The 18243-nt window shown below is 51.6% G+C and carries 15 protein-coding genes; 6 read left to right on the top strand and 9 right to left on the bottom strand.

The window, feature by feature from the left end:
- Window positions 1-91: 91 nt before the first annotated feature.
- Window positions 92-529: a MarR family winged helix-turn-helix transcriptional regulator gene (locus GCU45_RS29520; RefSeq protein WP_145137697.1), complete on the top strand. Its 438-nt coding sequence runs from the start codon at window positions 92-94 to the stop codon at window positions 527-529.
- Window positions 530-606: 77 nt separating this feature from the next.
- Here the strand turns inward: GCU45_RS29520 and GCU45_RS29515 are convergent, their stop codons facing one another.
- Window positions 607-1206: a nitroreductase family protein gene (locus GCU45_RS29515; protein ID WP_152402573.1), complete on the bottom strand. Its 600-nt coding sequence runs from the start codon at window positions 1204-1206 to the stop codon at window positions 607-609.
- Between the two features lie 196 nt (window positions 1207-1402).
- Entirely contained in the window at window positions 1403-2425 is a 1023-nt protein-coding gene (locus GCU45_RS29510) for a UDP-N-acetylmuramate dehydrogenase (RefSeq protein WP_244169189.1), read from the bottom strand.
- A 211-nt stretch (window positions 2426-2636) separates the two neighbouring features.
- Here GCU45_RS29510 and GCU45_RS29505 point away from each other — a divergent pair, with 211 nt between their 5' ends.
- The 5 genes from GCU45_RS29505 to GCU45_RS29485 all read left to right on the top strand — a co-directional run bounded on the left by GCU45_RS29505 (window position 2637) and on the right by GCU45_RS29485 (window position 8038).
- Window positions 2637-3734: a GerAB/ArcD/ProY family transporter gene (locus GCU45_RS29505; protein ID WP_152402571.1), complete on the top strand. Its 1098-nt coding sequence runs from the start codon at window positions 2637-2639 to the stop codon at window positions 3732-3734.
- Window positions 3724-5208 carry a spore germination protein gene (locus tag GCU45_RS29500; RefSeq protein WP_152402569.1) on the top strand — a complete coding sequence of 495 codons (1485 nt, stop codon included), beginning with the start codon at window positions 3724-3726 and terminating at the stop codon, window positions 5206-5208. Before GCU45_RS29505 ends, GCU45_RS29500 begins: the two co-directional genes overlap by 11 nt.
- A 3-nt stretch (window positions 5209-5211) precedes the next feature.
- Window positions 5212-6360, top strand: coding sequence for a Ger(x)C family spore germination protein (locus GCU45_RS29495; protein WP_152402567.1), 1149 nt, complete (start codon window positions 5212-5214; stop codon window positions 6358-6360).
- Between the two features lie 176 nt (window positions 6361-6536).
- Window positions 6537-7205, top strand: a complete 669-nt coding sequence (locus GCU45_RS29490; RefSeq protein ID WP_152402565.1) for a futalosine hydrolase — start codon at window positions 6537-6539, stop codon at window positions 7203-7205.
- Window positions 7202-8038: a 1,4-dihydroxy-6-naphtoate synthase gene (locus GCU45_RS29485; protein WP_089546679.1), complete on the top strand. Its 837-nt coding sequence runs from the start codon at window positions 7202-7204 to the stop codon at window positions 8036-8038. Before GCU45_RS29490 ends, GCU45_RS29485 begins: the two co-directional genes overlap by 4 nt.
- Before the next feature lie 110 nt (window positions 8039-8148).
- Here the strand turns inward: GCU45_RS29485 and GCU45_RS29480 are convergent, their stop codons facing one another.
- From GCU45_RS29480 to GCU45_RS29450, 7 genes are all read right to left on the bottom strand, one after another.
- A complete protein-coding gene (locus GCU45_RS29480) occupies window positions 8149-10467 on the bottom strand; it encodes a glycoside hydrolase family 3 N-terminal domain-containing protein (RefSeq protein WP_152402562.1) in 2319 nt (772 codons plus the stop codon).
- 29 nt (window positions 10468-10496) lie between these two features.
- Window positions 10497-12086 (bottom strand): response regulator, encoded by a 1590-nt coding sequence (locus tag GCU45_RS29475; protein ID WP_167527262.1) that lies wholly within the window; start codon window positions 12084-12086, stop codon window positions 10497-10499.
- Window positions 12076-13884 (bottom strand): cache domain-containing sensor histidine kinase, encoded by a 1809-nt coding sequence (locus GCU45_RS29470; protein ID WP_152402558.1) that lies wholly within the window; start codon window positions 13882-13884, stop codon window positions 12076-12078. The genes GCU45_RS29475 and GCU45_RS29470 overlap by 11 nt, the downstream gene beginning before the upstream one ends.
- A gap of 30 nt (window positions 13885-13914) precedes the next feature.
- Window positions 13915-14745 carry a carbohydrate ABC transporter permease gene (locus GCU45_RS29465; protein WP_076167609.1) on the bottom strand — a complete coding sequence of 277 codons (831 nt, stop codon included), beginning with the start codon at window positions 14743-14745 and terminating at the stop codon, window positions 13915-13917.
- A gap of 17 nt (window positions 14746-14762) precedes the next feature.
- Window positions 14763-15638: a carbohydrate ABC transporter permease gene (locus GCU45_RS29460; RefSeq protein ID WP_152402557.1), complete on the bottom strand. Its 876-nt coding sequence runs from the start codon at window positions 15636-15638 to the stop codon at window positions 14763-14765.
- Between the two features lie 118 nt (window positions 15639-15756).
- On the bottom strand, window positions 15757-17061 hold the full coding sequence (locus GCU45_RS29455) for an ABC transporter substrate-binding protein (protein ID WP_152402554.1): 1305 nt from the start codon (window positions 17059-17061) through the stop codon (window positions 15757-15759).
- Window positions 17062-17113: 52 nt separating this feature from the next.
- On the bottom strand, window positions 17114-18133 hold the full coding sequence (locus GCU45_RS29450) for a glycoside hydrolase family 130 protein (protein ID WP_152402552.1): 1020 nt from the start codon (window positions 18131-18133) through the stop codon (window positions 17114-17116).
- Window positions 18134-18243: the final 110 nt, after the last annotated feature.

The raw sequence follows: 18243 nt of genomic DNA, 5'->3' as shown, positions 1-18243 counted from the left end.
CAAGATATTCAGATTCTAAGAGGAGGTCTTGCTTTTGTCAAGTCAAAATGCTGAGGGCAACACATCACCTGAAGAACGGTTGGCTTCGCAAATGAGAAAACTGGGAACCAGGACCGTCCTGTACCAACAGCATGTCGCCAGTTCCCTCGGCTTATCCAACACCGATTTGAAATCCGTAGATATATTGTGGGAAACCGGTCCGATTACGGCCGGAGAGCTCTCCAAAATAACCGGTCTCTCCACCGGCACCGTCACCGCCCTGATCGACCGTCTGGAGAAAGCGGGTTACGTGCGGAGGGAGCAGGACCCGTCCGACAGACGCCGGGTCATGATCGTCCCCGACTATTTTGCCAGGGACGAAGTTCGCGAGACCTTCAAGCCGCTGCACGATTCCGTGGTCCGGCTCGGCTCGTCCTATACGGCGGAGCAGATCGAGCTGCTCATTGACTTTGCAGCCAAGGTCAGCGGCATCATGGAGGAGCAGATTCGCACGCTTGGCGGCGGACGCTCCAAATCGGCTGCAGAATAGCATGGCACGCAAAAAAGCACCCCACGCCTAATACGTGAGGTGCTTCTCTTTGATTAAGTATAAAAATTCCGTACCGCTTATTTGAATACTTTAACGCGGTCTTCAAGCGGCTTGAATTCTTTCTCGCCTGGCTGAACTGTCGGTTTGCCGAAAGGCATTTGGGCGATCAGTTTCCAGCTCGCAGGAATGTTCCACTCTGCGGCAACCTTCTGGTCGATCAGCGGGTTGTAGTGCTGCAGGCTGGCGCCAAGACCTTCGGCTTCAAGCGCGGTCCAGATGACCAATTGGTGCATCGCCGAAGTATGGTGGGACCATACAGGGAAGTTGTCTGCATAAGAAGGGAAGCTTGCTTGCAGTCCTTCAATGACTTCATAATCTTCGAAGAACAGGATCGTGCCGTATCCGGCGCGGAAAGCAGCCATTTTCTCAGCAGTGGGTGCAAAGCTGTCAGCCGGAACAACGGCTTTCAGCACGTTCTCCGTTACATTCCACAGCTTGTCATGCTGCTCGCCAAGCAGAACGACAACGCGTGTGCTTTGCGAGTTGAAAGAAGACGGCGTGTATTTCACCGCGTCGTTGACGATCTCCTGAACTTTCTCGTCGGAGATCACCTGCTCCTTGCTGATTCCATATATGGAACGTCTGTTCTTGAGTGCATCAATAAACTGTTTAGACATTTTTATATCTTCCTCCTTTTTGTTACTTACTTACTTTTTTAGTATACATACACCCTCGTCCAATTACAATACCTTAATTTAAAGATTTTTAACTTGATTGTCACCCCGCTCACGAATGTGACACAAATAACCCGCCAATCGCGGGAGAAGGCGGGTTACGGTCACATAATGTTCACATATTCGGATTTGAAACAGACTACTCGACGACGACGACCTCAGGTTCAGGAACGAAGCCGAACGCCTTGTCGACACCCTCCATAATCACATTCATCAAATATTTAATGTGCTCGGCGGTCGCATGGTCCGTGTTGATGATCATGTTCCCGTGAAAAGGGGAAATCATGGCGCCGCCGTATGCCTTCCCTTTTAATTCAAGCCGGTCGACCAAAGCACCGACGGGAACGCCGTAATCGTAATTGTTTTTAAAGACGGATCCGCAGGAAGGATACTCGAAATGGCGCTTGCCGTTCCGGTACTCCTCAATCTGGGTCATCGGGGCGGGCAGATGGATTCCCCGGCTTTGGAGCGCCTTCGCCTCTTCAGCCATATACGAATAGAACGAAGACAGGGACGACATCCCCTCTTTGTCCTTCCAGCGGCTCAGAAGGCGGTTTGCCTGCTGCGGATCCAATTGCTCCGGTACGGCCAGCATATCCGCACCCAAAATGAGCCACGGATTCATCTGGAATATGGACTGCTTATAGCCATATTTGCACTGGCTGACATCAATCGATTGAACGGACAGGGAAGGATCCTCCAAGTCCACATAATACACCGTTTTGATAATGTCGCTGATCTGTCGGTGGTTGTACTTGGCGTTCATGTAAATGCCGGCCCCTAGGCCGCCCGGCAGCAAGTAGGTAAACTCGTAACCCGGGATGTTATACATCAGGCCTGCGATCGACAGCATGGACATCGGCGTTCCCGAAGAAATAAACCATTTGTCCGGGGTAATGTCCCAATAAACCAGCCTTTTCAAAGAAATGTACAGCGTATCTTTGCGCGGATTGTCGGGAAACAGAAGATTAGATCCCATCCCGCAGAAAAAATAGTCCAGCCCATGGGTTCTGCATCCCTGCAGCAGCGTGATCAGCTCTTCGGCCGTTTCGGGCATGGCGAAGAAATTCGCTTCTCCGCCGATCTGATAGGACGAGTGGTTCGCAAGCGGTTCATTCCGCAAGCACAGATTTTCAAATGTCATCCGGTTATTAATCATCATGGCAAATTCTCACTTTCAACTTTCTTGTCTTTGCACGGTCCCTGGATCGGGAATCCGCGCCTCATAAGAAGCCTAACTAAATATACAGACCTATCTATTCTAATATATCGTCGGTCTTCGCGCCATGTGTCATTTTAAATATAGGAAGTATTGCGGGGAACCTCCCGGTTAATAATGGATCTAGATTCACGGCATACTTGGAGGTTATTGTATGAAAGTTCTTAAAGCCCGCTTGTCGCAAGGCTTCATGATGATCCTGCTGTCCGTCGGATTGATGAACCATGTCTTTATTATCCCGTTCCTTCTCCAGAGCTCAGGCCGAGATTCTTGGATTTCGGTCGCCTTGTCCACCCTGCCGCTGTTAGCGGTGACTGGAATGACTTATTTTGTGGCCAAACGCATGGGGGATCGCTCCATTCACGAATGGCTGAGTCAGGAGTACGGCCTTGCTGCCGCCGTTGTTCTGCGCATCGTCATGAGCTTATTTTTATACATGCTTTGCTTCTACACGTTGTTTGATACAACCACTTGGGCCAAAATCACCTTTTTGACCGAAACGCCGATAACCGTAACAACCATTCTCCTGCTGCTTCTATGCCTGTATGCGGCGATCATGGGATTTAAACCCATAGCCATTTCAGCTGGCCTTCTCCTGCCGTTCGTTGTCTTCCTCGGATTTTTTATCATGACGGTTAACTTTCAATCCAAGGATTACAGCCAGCTGCTGCCTGTTCTGTCCAAAGGCTGGGGGCCCGTATTTAACGGCTTAGCCAATTCATGTGCAGGATCCTTTGAAATCATCATGTACCTGTTCATTCAGCCCAAATTGGCTAAGCCTGCAAAGGCCTGGCAGCTATACGTTCTTGCCCTGGCCCTGATCGGACTAACCATGGGGCCGCTGATCGGAGCCATCACGATCTTTGATCCGTATGAGGCGTCCAGGCAAATGTACCCTGCGTATGAGGAATGGCGTGTGGCCACGATTGGCAGATATATCGCTCAAACCGACTTTTTCTCTATCTATCAGTGGCTGTCGGGAGCCTTCATTCGGATTGCTCTCGCCCTGTATTTTATGGTTGATATTTGGAATATTAAACAAAAGATACCGCGGATAGTATCATACGTTGCGGCAGCTGGCATGATTCTGCTCATCTGCCTACTCGGGCCAAACGATATCAATTTCTTAAGGTTTCTAAAAAACATGTATTTCCCGATTTCTGCCGTTTTTTTGGGAGCCTTGGCCCTCGTCTTGTTTGGTTTGGCTCTCATTTCATCCGGAAAGAAAGGACAAGAACACCATGACACCTAGCACAGAGCAGCCTCAGGCCAGACTGGAAGATATCGATATCCCGTTCCTTCAAAAGTATTACGAGCAATGCGGCGACGTCGTCCTTCATCCCTTTGTTGTTGGGGAAGGAGAGCTGATGCAGTCCATTCTTCTGATCTATTGTGAAGGAATGGTGGACGCGGTGCAAATTAATCAGTTTGTCCTTCCCAGGCTGGAACAGATGCACAAAGAAACGGGATTCGCCTACAAGGACGGCATCCGCGCTTATCAAACGCTGCCATTGAAAAGAATGAAGACGCAAAATATACTATACGAGCTCGATACCCAGGTGTTCCAGGGAATGCTGATCCTGTACTTCCAGCACATGAACGCCTTTTACCAGTTGAATGTCAGCAGCACGCCATCCCGGTCTCCGGAGGAGTCTTCCACGGAATCTTCCATCAAGGGGCCCCAGGACGGATTCACCGAGAACCTGAGCATGAACCTGGCGCTCGTCCGCAAGCGGCTTCGTACACAGTCGTTTTGCGTGGAAAAATTCGTGCTTTCCGAGCGGGGCCACAACCAGATCGCACTGATGTACATCCGGGATATCATTAACCCTGATATCGTCGATGAAATCAGGAAAAAGATTCAAAATTTCAACGGGGATGCGATCATCGGCACCACACAAATCGAAGACCTCGTTCAAGGGAAGCTAAAAAGTATATTTCCACTCACCGACTATGTAGGGAGGCCGGATTATGTGGCATCCAGCCTTTTGGCAGGCCGATTCGTAATCATGTTCGACGGTTCCCCGATGGGAATTATCGCACCCATCACCCTCTTCAGCCTGATCAAATCGCCTGAAGATGCCAACATGCCCTTTCACATCGTTTCGGTGCAAAGGTTTTTACGGATTTCGGGCCTACTCATCGCTTTGTTCCTGCCTGGATTTTACGTGGCACTGACAACCTTCAACCTCGAGCAGGTTCCCACTCCGCTGCTGGCAACCATTATGAATTCCAGAATCGGACTTCCGTTCTCAATTCCGCTGGAATGCTTCTTGATACTTTTCCTGTTCCAGGTGTTTCATGAAGCGGGCACCCGCCTACCCAAATCGGTCGGCCAGACGGTAACGGTGGTCGGCGGGCTCATTGTCGGCGATGCGGCGATCCGGGCAGGAATTACGTCGCCGACAATGGTGGTGTCGGTGGCCGTGACGATTATCGCCACCTATACGCTGGTCAATCAAATTCTCTCCGGGACGACGGCCATCATTAGGCTGTACGTGCTCCTGCTCTCTTCTTCCCTTGGCATGTTCGGATTTTTTATTGCGATGTTCTCTGTCCTCCTTCACCTCGCCACGCTTGAAAACTTCGGGGTTCCTTATCTCGCTCCCGCTTCCCCCTATATTGCCAGGGATTTCTGGGAAGGATTGTTCCGAAAGCCGATCAAGCTGTTCAAGTACCGTCCGCGGGTGCTGCGGGCACAGGACGATACGCGCAAGGGAGATTAACGGATGAAAGCCATCATCGTTGTTCTGGTCTGCTCCCTGCTGTTGACCGGCTGCTGGGACTTGAAGGCTGTACAGGATATGAATATCGTGACGGCGCTCGGCATCGATTACGAGAAGGACCATTACGTCGTATACGTCAAGCTGACCGATTTCTCCGCCGTCGGCACCAAGGAAGGCAGCGGAGAATCCAAGCCTGCTTCCACCTGGGTAGGCATCGGAGAAGGCCCCACCGTGTTATTGGCCATCAACGATCTTTATAGAACTGCCCAGCATCATACGCTGTGGACGCACGTAAAAGCGATTGTCCTTACGAAATCCGCGGTCGGAAAGCTCGAGGAAATTTTCGACAGCCTCCTGCGTTCCAGGGAGCTGCGGTATACTTCCTGGGTGTACGGAACCGAAAAGCCGATCACGTCGATTTTTACGGCAGACACAACCCTTAATCAATCTCCCTTGATGCTGGAAATGTTCGAGCCAAAGGAGACCTATAAACAGCGATCCGGGATCATGCCAATCCAGCTGCAAAAATTAGTAAGCAGCGTCCGGGAGCCTGCAACCAGCGTCCTGCTTCCCGTCCTGTCCGTAACGGAGCGCAAATGGGTGGCCAATCAGAAAGATAAAACTCCCTCCATGATGGAGCTCACCGGCGTGTTCGTCATCAACAAAGGAGCGAACGAGGGATGGGTCGGTGAGGAGGACATGATGGGAGCCAGACTGATCCGGTACAGCCACATGCCGAGATATCCGCTCAACATTACCGAAAAAGCCGGCGGAAATAACACGTTGAATTTGACGACGCCAAATACAAAAATTTCGTTAAATCGGGATACGTCAGACAGCATAAACTTAAATATCAACCTTACGGTCAATGCCACAGTACTAGAGAAGCGTACCGGTACAGGGTTTGGCGCGACGGATCATGCGATGGAACAGAAGGCCCAGTCGATCCTGAAAGAGGACATCTTGAAGGAGTTTAACGACGCGAAGAGCAAACATATCGACTTGTTCGGGTTCGAGGAATGGTTATACCGTCATCACTATGACCTTTGGAAACAAACCCTCTCCAGGGGGCCGGTTCTTTCTAAAATTAACGTTGATGACGTGAAGGTGAAAGTCTTGATTAAGCATGCCAACACCTACACCATCGAATGAATGCATGGTACATCACCCCCCTGTGGCCAAAATAGGCCCAGGGGTTTTCTTCCTTATCAACACTCAGCGATCCGTCTTCACGCCTTCTGCACTTTACACAAGCCTCCGATCAGGATAAGGTTATATATTGAAGCTGCATATACGGCCTGTAAAATATACGATAAGAAGGTACGCACATGAATTCACCAACAACCAATCACTCCCGGGTGCTGATCATGACGGCCGTCGAGGCCGAGCGGGAGGCGGTTCTTCGCGGACTCGGCAGCCCGGATTTTATCGACGTCGAGCTGGCCGGCGTCGGACCGGCCTCCGCCGCCGCCCGTACGGCTCGTGTTCTTGCCGGTAATGAATACGGCCTGGTCATCAGCGCCGGCATCGGCGGCGGATTTACGGATCGGGCCGACATCGGCTCGATCGTCATTGCCGATCAGCTGATCGCGGCTGATCTTGGCGCGGAGACGCCGGACGGCTTTCTCAGCGTGGACGAGCTTGGGTTCGGCTCTTCCCGCCTCGAGCCGGATCTTCCGCTCGTCCGCCGCCTCGAAGAAGCCATGGCTACTGCCGGACTGGCGGTTCGCAGCGGTGCCGTCCTGACGGTCACGACCGGGACCGGCTCGGCGCAAACCGCCGCCGCGTTAAGGCAGCGGTACGAGGACGCTGCCGCGGAAGCGATGGAAGGCTTCGGCGTGGCTGAAGCCGCCCGGCTGTTCGGACTCCCCTGCCTGGAAATCCGTACGATATCGAATGCCATCGGTCCCCGGGACCGTTCCGCCTGGCGGATGAAAGAAGCTTTCGAAGCACTTGAAGCAGCAAGCTCAATCTTAGTGGAGGTATTAAAACGATGAAAATTGCATTTTCCCCTTGTCCCAACGACACTTTTGTCTTCCATGCTGCGGCGCACGGCCTCATTCCCGCCGCACCGGAGCTGGAAGTCACCTACGCGGATATTGATATTACGAATAACCTGGCATCGAACCCGGGCAGCGACCTGGACGTGCTTAAAATTTCTTATGCCGCCCTGCCATGGGTTCTGGACGAATACGCCTTGATTCCATGCGGCGGAGCCTTGGGCCGCGGCTGCGGACCGCTTGTACTGACCAAAGGCGGCCAAGCCGACCCTTCGGAACTTAGCGGACGCCGGGTTGCCGTCCCGAGCGAAAAATCGACGGCCTACCTGCTCTTCCGCCTGTGGGCCGCCCAGAACGTACCCGGCGGGATTGGCGAAATCGTGGTCATGCCGTTCGACCAAATTATGCCTGCCGTCCGCGACGGCTTGATTGACGCAGGACTGGTCATTCACGAAGCCAGATTCACGTATCCGTCCTACGGATTATCCTTGATGACGGATCTTGGCAGCTGGTGGGAAAGCGATACCGGCCTGCCGATTCCGCTCGGCGCGATTATTGCCAAGCGCTCCCTCGACTTGGACGCGATCGAAGACTGGATCCGCCAGTCCGTCGAATACGCCTGGGCCCATCCCGAAGCTTCCCGGGAATACGTGCTGAGCCATGCCCAGGAGCTGGATCCTGACGTTGCCCAGCAGCATATTGACCTGTATGTCAACGACTTTACGCGCAACCTCGGGGACGACGGATACGCCGCGATCACTTCGCTGCTGACCCGGGCGGCCGGCGAAGGCCTGGTTCCTCCGATTGATCCGGAAGCGCTGCGCAAATAAGCAGATGATCGTAACAAAAACCTATCAAATCAAACAGCATAAAAACCCGCCTCCTGGAAGGCGGGTTTTATCTATGTCAGGCAAATTCGATGACAACGATCTGGCTTCATTTAAGGGACGATCAATAATTCCGTTGCAACTGTATCCACGGAACTTCCCCCGATCATGATCCGCACCCGGCAGGACTGTGCCTTAAACTGCATGTCCTGATTCCAAAAAGCCAGCTCCTCGTGACCAAGTTTGAAGACAACGCTCTGCTGTTCCCCTGACGCCAATTCGATCTTCCGGAATCCCTTGAGTTCGGCGATCCTCCGGCTAATTCCAGATTCCCGCACTTGAATATATAATTGGACCGTTTCGGCGCCACTGCGCGGCCCGGCATTAACAATCCCGACAGTGACGCTTACGTGTCCTCCAGCTTCCAACTCGCTCACCTTGATCCGATCAGTTGAAAGGGAAACATTCCTGTATTCAAATGTCGTGTAGCTAAGCCCATAACCGAAAGGAAACAGTGGAGATGAAGGCATATCAACGTAATGACGCGGTCTTCCCGGGTCCTTCTGATTATAGTAAACGGGCAGCTGAGCCGCGGAACGGGGCATCGAAACCGGCAGTTTCCCGCTTGGATTCACCTTCCCGAACAGAATCTCCGCAATGGCCTGTCCCCCTTCCGTTCCAGGATACCACCCACATAATATCGCATCGCAGTGCGCCTCAATACCGGTTAATGCATGAGGGCGGCCTTGAATCATGACGGCAACGATCGGTACGCCCGTAGCAGCGATTCGCTCAACCAACTGTTCCTGAACACCGCCAAGAGAAAGACTGGCTAAATCTACGCCTTCGCCGCAGTCCATTTCGGAGGGACTTCCTTCTCCCACGATGGCTTCACCATTGCTGTCAAAGGCCCCGTTAAACTGACGGGCGCTGCTTCCACCGAGCACCAACACCGCCACATCCGCGTCCTGGGCGGCGGCTACAGCTTCCGTAAAGCCTGCTGTTGATTCGTCCCGGATTCCACAGCCAAGCGCAAAGACCACTTCGGTCCCTTCCGGTGCGCGCGTTCGAATGCCTTGTAGAACGGTCGTCCCATTCCCTTCTCGCTGCACGCTCGTATAATCACCCAATTGATTGTACAAGCGATCGGCGTTTGGACCGATCACTGCGATTTTCCGCTTCTCCCCTTTCGGAATGTTCAGCGGCAGCAGCTGATTCGTATTTTTAAGCAGGACGATGGACTCCCGTGCCAGCTGAAGATTGGTTTCCCGCGCTGCCGGCGCGCCTACAGCCGAAATGGCCCGGGTCTCATCTGCATATGGGCGGTCAAACAGTCCGAGCCGGAACTTGAGGCGAAGCACCCGGCTTACTGCACGATCGATCGTTTGTTCGGAGACCAACCCCTGGCTCACCGCCTTTTCCAGAGTGGAAAACGCAGTGTCCCATAAGCTCAGATCAACCCCTGCAGACAATGCGAGGGCAGCAGCAGACTCATGGCTCCCCGTCAGCGCTATAAGCCTGTCTACGGCGACGCCGTCGGCCATGACGATCCCTTCGAATCCCCATTCCTCCCGAAGGATGCCTGTTAATAGGGCATGATTGGCATGACAGGGAATTCCGTCGATTTCATTATAGGCAGCCATAAAGCCCGCTGCTCCCGCCTTTGCCCCAGCATTGGCGCCAGGCAGATGAATCTCTCTCAGCTCCCGTTCGCCGATCGCCGCAGGCCCGGCGTTCCGCCCGCCTTGTGCAGCCCCTTGGGCACAGAGATGCTTGAGCACAACAGCCACTTTGTCTGAACCCGCCAGCATTTCGGGCGTAGTCCCCTGCATTCCCTGTACGGCCGCTTCCGTAAACCGCGCAGCCAGATAAGGATCTTCACTGAAGCATTCTTCGGAACGCCCCCAGCGCGGGTCATGCAATATATCAAGAGCCGATACAAGTCCAATATGGGCTCCCCTGCTCCGGATCTCTGACGCGATGTATGAACTGGCGCGCTGCATCAGATCCGGATTCCAGGTGGCGCCTACGCCCAGGTTGACTGGAAACAGCGTTCCGTCCAACGCCTGGTGCCCATGAGGGCACTCCTCTGTCAGCAGAACCGGTATCCCGAGGCGCGTATTTTCGACGACATAACGCTGAACCTTGTTGGCGGCTTCCGCGCTTTTCTCTGTCGGGATTCCGTTACCATAATGAACGCCAGACCAAGGATCGCTGCGGAACAATCCGTACAGCGCACCCATTCCTCCGAAGCGGGCGACCTCCTCTTTAAACTCATCGGTCAGCGTGATCTCTTCGCCTGTCCGGACATAAGCGTCCCATCCATACATCCGCTGATTCAGCTGTCCTACTTTTTCCTGCAGCGTCATCCGCTCGATCAAATCTTGGACCCTTTCTTCGATTGAATAACCGGGCTGCCTATATTTCTCCATCCTTAGGTCTCCTTCCGATATCTCCTTCGCTACTCTCCCTCGGCCTTTTTACCGGCCATCAACCCGCGGTATTCCTTCGGAGTCATTCCCGTATAGGTCTTGAAAACCGACACAAAATATTTATACTCCTTGTACCCCGCCTGGTCTGCAATCTCGAATACTTTATCATGGGTCGTCGCAAGGAGCTTTTTGGCATGGTTAATCCGTTTCTCATTCATATACTCGGTGAAGCCCTTGCCCGTACTCTGCTTAAATATATAACTGAAATGGCTTGGCGTGATTTTCAGCCAGGAAGCAACCTCAGAAGCCTTTAAATCCATCCTGAATTGATCATCCATGTACCTCTTCGCTTTCTCGATAATCCAGTAAGACTTATCAAGCCCGCTGACGTTGACTTGGTGCTGCAGTTCCAGCATCTCGTCCAGCACTAGATTTTGAAGGGAAGGATAAGAATTGTAAATGCTCAAGTCGGCAGCCGCCTTGAATCCGGCATCCATATCCGGCATTCCGCTTCGGCGCAGCTGCTGGCGCAGCAGTACCCATAATTCTTCATAAATATGAAGGATATCCTCCAGTAAAAGTCCATTTTCCCGAAAAACGGCAAACATATCAGCGATAAATGCACCCAATTCTACAGGATCCTGTTTAAAAAGCCTGCTGACCAGCTCCCGGACAGCCGTCACCGTGTCATAGTTTGGAATCACCCTCTGCATCTCCATGGCTTTCCGGTATTCAGGAAGCAGCAGTTGCTGACCTTCCAGAACATAATACGGCAGCAGACTGACCGCTTCCGTGCATGCGGATGCAGCAAGCTCAAGCGTATTGAAAAGTGCTGAGACGCCGAGGTAAACGGTACCTATTTCTTCAAGGCATGCAATCATTCCGCTTAGCAGTTCATCCCAGACCGGACGCTCCTGAGGGGTTTTCACCACGATCAGCGAAATCATCAGATTTTCGTTCTTCAGGACGGATACCGATTCCAGGCAATGATTGTCGTTAAACAGATGGTTAATCGCCTTACTCCATCGATTTTGGAGCGCTTCCAATTCATCTGACGCCGTTCCGCCAAACCGGGTATGATAATCGGCGATCTGCGAAGCCACAATACGATACTCCGTCCCCAGCAGGCAGGCGGGAACTTTGCCGGAAGCAAAACCGCTTCTTACAAGACCTGCAAACCAAAGTCTCGCTTCCTGCAGTCCCATATGCTCCTGTCGGTCGACCCGGCTGACAACGCCCTTCACGACGGCTGTCAGTTCATCGACGTCCACCGGCTTAAGCAAGTAATCCGTCACACCAAGCCGCATTGCCTGGCGCGCGTAATCAAAATCCTCGTAGCCGCTGACCAGAATCATGCACACCTCCGGAAAGAGGACCTTCAACCGCTCAGCAAGCTGAAGCCCATCCATGCCGTCCATGCGGATATCTGAGAGAACGAGATCTACGCCGCCGCATTCGGCGATTCGCTGCAGCGCCTCTATGCCATCTTCCGCTTCTCCGACAACTTCGACGCCATAATCTGCCCAATCGATCGTATGATGAAGTCCTTTGCGGATCACGGCTTCATCATCGACGATGAGCATCCTGATTTTTCTGGACTGTTCCGGGTTAACCGTCATTTTCATCCACCGCCAGGCTAAGCTGTATGTCAGCATCGGAAATCCGGAGCCGCACCCAAGTCCCGTCCGTAGAAGTCTGAACGACTTGCAGCCCGAACCCTTCACCGAAATAGATCGAAAGTCTATCGTGTATGTTCATCATGGCGCCCTCCCTGTTGACGTCCGCCCCCGCATGTTCCAGCGCGGCCTGAACTTCTTCTTTACGCTCCGGCTCCATTCCCGACCCATTGTCAACCACATCGATCCAGATTTCGCCGGCGTTTTTGTAGCATTTCACATGTACGATATACCGCGGCTTATTTTTGTCCAAACCGTGTTTGATAAAGTTCTCCACCAAGGGCTGAATGGTCGCTTTCAGAATCGGCACCTGCTCGATCCCAGCCTCCATGAACAGCGCATACTGAAGCTTGTCACCAAGGCGATTCTGCTGCAAAAACAAATACGACCGCACGAACTCCATTTCTTTGTACAGAGTCGTCTCGTAGTTCCCGTTGTCGATGCTGCTGCGGAAAAACTTCGAGAGCATCTCAATCAGCTGACTCGATTTCGACGCTTTTTCCAGCCTTGCCGTCCAGCGGATCATATCAAGCGTATTATACAAAAAATGGGGGTCCATCTGGTTCTGCATAAGCTTTAGTTCCGATTCCCGCTGGCGAAGCTCGAGCTTATATTTATGCTCAATCAATTCCTTAATCGTGACCACCATTTCATTGAATTTACGGTTAAGCTCGGCAATTTCGTCATGGGAATTGACCGGAACCCGAGCGTTATAATCGCCGTAGGTCACGCGGTTCGTCTCCTTTTTCAGCCGGAGAATCGGACGGATAATCGTATAATGGAACCCGATGAGCGCCGTGAGTCCGAGAAGCTGTATCACGGCGATAATGAAGATCATCAATATTTTGACGCTACGGAATTCCTGATTAAGCTTCACTTCCGGAATCATCGAGATGATCGTCCAGTCCGTATTTTCGATCCGGTTATAAAGCGTCAGATACCGCTTGTCCTCTATTTTTGCCGTAATAAAGCCATCTTTGCTGTTCTCAAGCTCATTCATCAGGGCGTTGTCCGGCACATAGGCCTCCGGCAAATGATGCTTCGATTCCATAATCATCTGCCCCTGATCCCCAACGATGAACACGCTCCCGCTGCCCTCCTCGAAAATCCCTTTTTCCAGAAGCTCCACGATGCTCGCCTCATCCAGACGAATGATCAAGCTGCCCAGAGGTTTAGTAATTTCGCTGTACGAGTTAAGCAAACGAAACAAGGACAGCACGCGGACACGTCCGTTCCATCCGCTGTCCAGATCGTAGCCTTCCGTCCAGACGATCCCTCCCTTCCGCTGCCTTGCCAGCTCCATCCACCGCGACTCGTCCCCGTAGAACGGTTCTCCCATCCCGATAAAACTCCCGTTCAGTCCGGAAATTTCAATCGAACGGATGTAGCTTTTCGACATCAGCTGGAACGTCAGAAAGTCTTCGATCTTCCGCTTGAGATCCGTCTTTTGATCGCTCGTGAGCGGAGGGCTGCTTCTTAGAAAAGTTCTCATATCCGGGCTGAGAATCAAATAATTGGCAATGTCCTTCACCATCACGGTCTGTTCTTCAAGCTGATTCGTTACATTGTCCAAATTGCGTTTGGTCGAGTTGATAAAGCGCTCTTCCAGGATCTGATTAAATTTATGCTGAACGACGACGCCAACGCCGAGAGTCGGCAAAAGGACGAACAGCAAAAATATGACAAGCGCCTTCTTTTTCAAGCTGAAATTGCCTAGATGCCTTCTGAAGCTTGTCTTCATGCGATCTTCTCCTTCAAGCTGCCCTGCGCATCACCCTTTGACCGCCCCTGCCGTCATACCGCTTACCAGCTGCTTCTGCAGCAGCAGATAGAAGATAATAATCGGGATCAAGGCAATCGTAAGCGCGGCCATCTGCAGTGTCATACTGGCCGTTTCGATGCCGGCAAAGTTAGAAAGACCCAGAGGCAGCGTCTTTAGGGAACCCGAAGTAATGAGTACAAGGGCGAACAAATATTCATTCCAGTTATAAATGAAATTTAGTATAACGACCGTAGCCAGGGCTGGTCTTGTGATCGGAAGAAGGATCGACCAGAAAATACGATAAATTCCTGCACCGTCCATGACCCCCGATTCTTCCAGATCCTTCGGAAATCCCCGCATGAAGCCTTCCAGGATAAACACGGTCAAGGAAAGATGGAACGCCGTATAGGGCAGAATCAATGCTAACCGCGTATCCAGCAAATGTACCTTTTGCATGATCAGGAAGATCGGAATGAGTGTCGCGTGAATAGGCACCAGCATGCCTAACAGAAACAACCCATACACGGTACCCCGCAGCTTAAACGTAAACCGAGACAAAAAATAGGCGGCGAGCGAACCGAGCAGTACCGTGACGGCCAACGACACGAAGGTAATGATGATGCTGTTCAAAAAGTACGTGTTCATATTGGCAACTTTCCAGGCACCGGCATAGTTGGAAAACTGCAAATGCGACGGGAGCGAAAACGGACTTCTGGAATATTCCTGCTCTTCCTTAAACGAATTGACGACCATCCAAAATAACGGAACTATATTTATAATAGCGAACAGGCTCAAAAAAGTGTATGCAATTATATGGAACAGTTTGGACTTTCTGACCAAGGGATAACCTCCTTCCTTTAAGCGTTCTTTTCTCTTCCGAGTCGGTTTAACAGACTTATGACAATCAAACTGAACAGTAGTATCAGTATCGAAACGGCACTCCCATATCCGTAGCGCATATTCATAAAGGCGCTATTGTACATGTAAATCGTCATGACCTCGGTCTGATGGGCAGGACCGCCTCCGGTCATGATCTGAATAAGATCAAATACACGGAAAGAGTTGCTTATGCTGTATACAACGCCCACCATAATCGTCCCGCGGATCATCGGAATCGTGATGCGCAGCGTACGCTTTAGACCGGTCGCCCCGTCCAGTGCGGCCGCTTCGTTAACCTCGTCCGGAATGTTCTGCAATGCAGCCAGAAAGATAACCATATAGAGTCCGCAGTTTTGCCAAATGTAGGCGATGCTGATGGACAGCATAGACCATTTGGAATCGCCTAGCCAATTCTGCTTCCAGCTCTCAGCACCGAATAAACCGAGTACATTGTTCAGCATTCCATATTCCGTGTTGTACACCATACCCCAGATCATGGACACCATGACCGAAGAAATGACAACGGGCATGAAACCTATTGTCCGGAAGAATCCGGATCCTTTCATCTTGCGGTTAAGCAAAAGGGCGAGCACAAGCCCGAGCGGGATCTGGCCTGCCAGCCCTGTTACCATGATGATGAGATTGTTTTTGACCGACAGCCAAAAAATGTCGTCCTTCAAAATATCCAAGTAGTTATCCAAGCCGACAAAGCTCATGGAGCCGATGCCGTTCCAATCCATTAGCGAGTAGTACAGCGACAGTCCGATCGGAACGATGGCGATTCCCAGGTAGATGAGAAGCGCAGGAAACAAGCCAAGAAAGATGGCCAGCTTCGTCCTTTTTAAGGTGTGCATATGTGGTCCCTCCTTTTCTTCACCCCGCTCATGCGATCTGATAAAAGGAAGAAAACCCGGTAGCCCAGGTTTCCTTCACGTTTTTCATTTCAGACACGAACAGGCTCGCAGTGCCATTCTATTTCATGTTATCGAAAGCTTCCTGAACATCCTTGGCTACCTGCTCCGGAGTCCCATGGCCAACAGTTAGCGCCTGCAGGCCGTTTTGCATGACGTCAACCACCTGTGTCGGAATCACGCTGTCAAATACCGGAGCGGTTCCCTTACTGGTGAGTTCCATCATTTCTTTCAAATACTTGCTTGCATCTGTGGGAATGTCCACCTTTGCAGGAACAACGACCCCGCTGCTGATCAATTGTTTATACAAATCCTCGTTCACAAAAAACTTCAGAAATTCCTCGGCGGCCTGCTGCTTTTTCTCGTCCAGTCCGCTCTTAATCCCGATGCCGTATTGTACGACGCCGGCGCTCTTGGCAGGATCACCTTTTCCGCCATCCACTTTCGGGAACAGCGCGATTCCGAACTTGTCCCCTTCATCGTTTTGGATACGAATGCGGCCGTCAACGGTCGAAGAGGAAATATGCATTGCCGCTTTTCCCTGGATAAAGTAATCCTGGGCCTGCACCGTATCCATATTGTTAGCGTCGGTATTAAACGCTTTCAGTTTGCTGAGCTCATCAATGACGGAGATCGCCTTGACGAAATCCGGGTCGGTAAACTTGGCTTCCTTGTTCATCACTTTCGTCAAGAAGTCGCTGCCCGTAAACCGGTCACCAATGATGGACAGGTAGGAGGATTGCAGCGGCCACTGCTCTTTGTTTCCTAAAGAAATCGGCGTCATTCCCGCGTCTTTCAGCTTTTTCACTGCATCGATGAATTTCTCATAGGTATCCGGGAATTGATCGTAGCCCACTTTGGCCAACATCTCTTTGTTATAGTAGATAATATCCACGAATGTCTGCTTGGTAGGGATGGCGTATTGCTGGTCGCCGACTTTAAAGCCGGCCAGCGCGCTTTCTGGAAGAATGCTGTTCCACTGGTCCATCATGTCATTGATCGGTGCAAGCAGTTTACCGTCTACAAGCGGAGCCAGATCCGCTCCCGGCCATAACACGTCGATGTCGGCCAAATTGTTGCCTGCAGCGAGGGTACGCAGCTTGGTCTTGTATTGGGCAGAAGGCACTCCATCCTGCTTAATGATGATATCGGGATGCTGTTTTTCGAACTCTTCGATCCGTTTCTTATACACATCATTGTCCACGTTTGGCGATGTCCAAGGATGCATCATGGTCAGCGTCACTTTCCCGTTCTTGGCATCTGCTCCTCCATCCGCCTGATTATTGCCGCATGCAGCAGTAATCACCATCATGACGGCAACCAATCCTGTCATCAGCCATTTCAATCGATTCTGTGATTTTTTCATACCTTTCCCCTTCTTTTCATATAAAGTAATATTCTCGAATACCGGAGCTGTCCTACACCAAAGATTCGCTCAAAATATGCTGCACCAGGTCATCCAGCGGAACGGTAGCCAGCGCAATCGCCGTATCTGTCACGCCGTAATAAATATAGAGAAGTCCGTCTTTTACCACGTTGCCCGTCGGGAAAATGACGTTCGGGATTTGGTAGCCAAATTTCTCGTAATAAGTTTCCGGCTCCATAATGTAATTTTTCGTCCGGGCGATGACTTTCTCCGGTTGTTCCAAATCCAGCAGCATCGCTCCAACGCGGTACACCGTGTCCTCGTCCACCCCATGGTAAAGGACCAGCCAGCCGTGATCCGTACGTACCGGAGGGGTGGAACCGCCGATTTTTTTAGATTCCCAATCCGGATTTTCGGCTTTGGCGAGAAGCACAGGCTCGTCCCAGTGGATGAGGTCTTCCGAGCTTGTGATCCACATCGCGGCTTTCTCCGTGCCGTAAGCTTCCCCGACATATTCTTCAGGACGCCGAAGAAGGTAGTATTTCCCGTTTATTTTTTCGGGGAACAGAATATTGTCGCGGTCATTGATATCCAGCGGCGTCGTGTCCGATACAAACTCCCAGTCCAAGAGATTGTCCGACTTAAGTATAGAGGAACGGGTTAGCCAGTGTCCCTCTTCTTCGCCCCACCCGTCCGGATAGGAAGGTATGGAACGCTCAGGTACACCCGATCCGGTCGGATAGTAGCTCATCGCGCATGGGCGCAGCGCGTAATTCAAATAGTACGTGCCCTCAATCTTGACAATCCGCGGGTCCTGAACACTCCCGTAAGGAAAACCGAGCATGTCCGGTGTGATAATCGGTTCATCCTTGACATGGGAGAAATGGACGCCGTCCTCGCTTTCGAGAAGCCCCAGCACGTTTTTGCACGGAGTCAGTGATTCCGCCGTCCGTTCTATCATGTAGAATTTACCGTTATCCATGATTACCGCCGGATTGAATACGGTTACTTTTCTCCAATTATATATGCCCGGAACGACGATCGGATTTTCCGGATGTCTTGTGATCTTCATGGGGAAAGCCTCCTTGTAAGCCCTTTATTTTCTCGTCACGGTTATTATAGCTCCCGGCCAAAACACAAAATATCCCATAGACTTTCGAAAACATCCGAATAATGCAGATC

The organism is Paenibacillus cellulositrophicus (assembly GCF_009363095.1).
In the GTDB taxonomy this organism is placed as follows: domain Bacteria; phylum Bacillota; class Bacilli; order Paenibacillales; family Paenibacillaceae; genus Paenibacillus_AQ; species Paenibacillus_AQ favisporus.
This window is presented reverse-complemented; position numbering and strand designations above follow the sequence as displayed.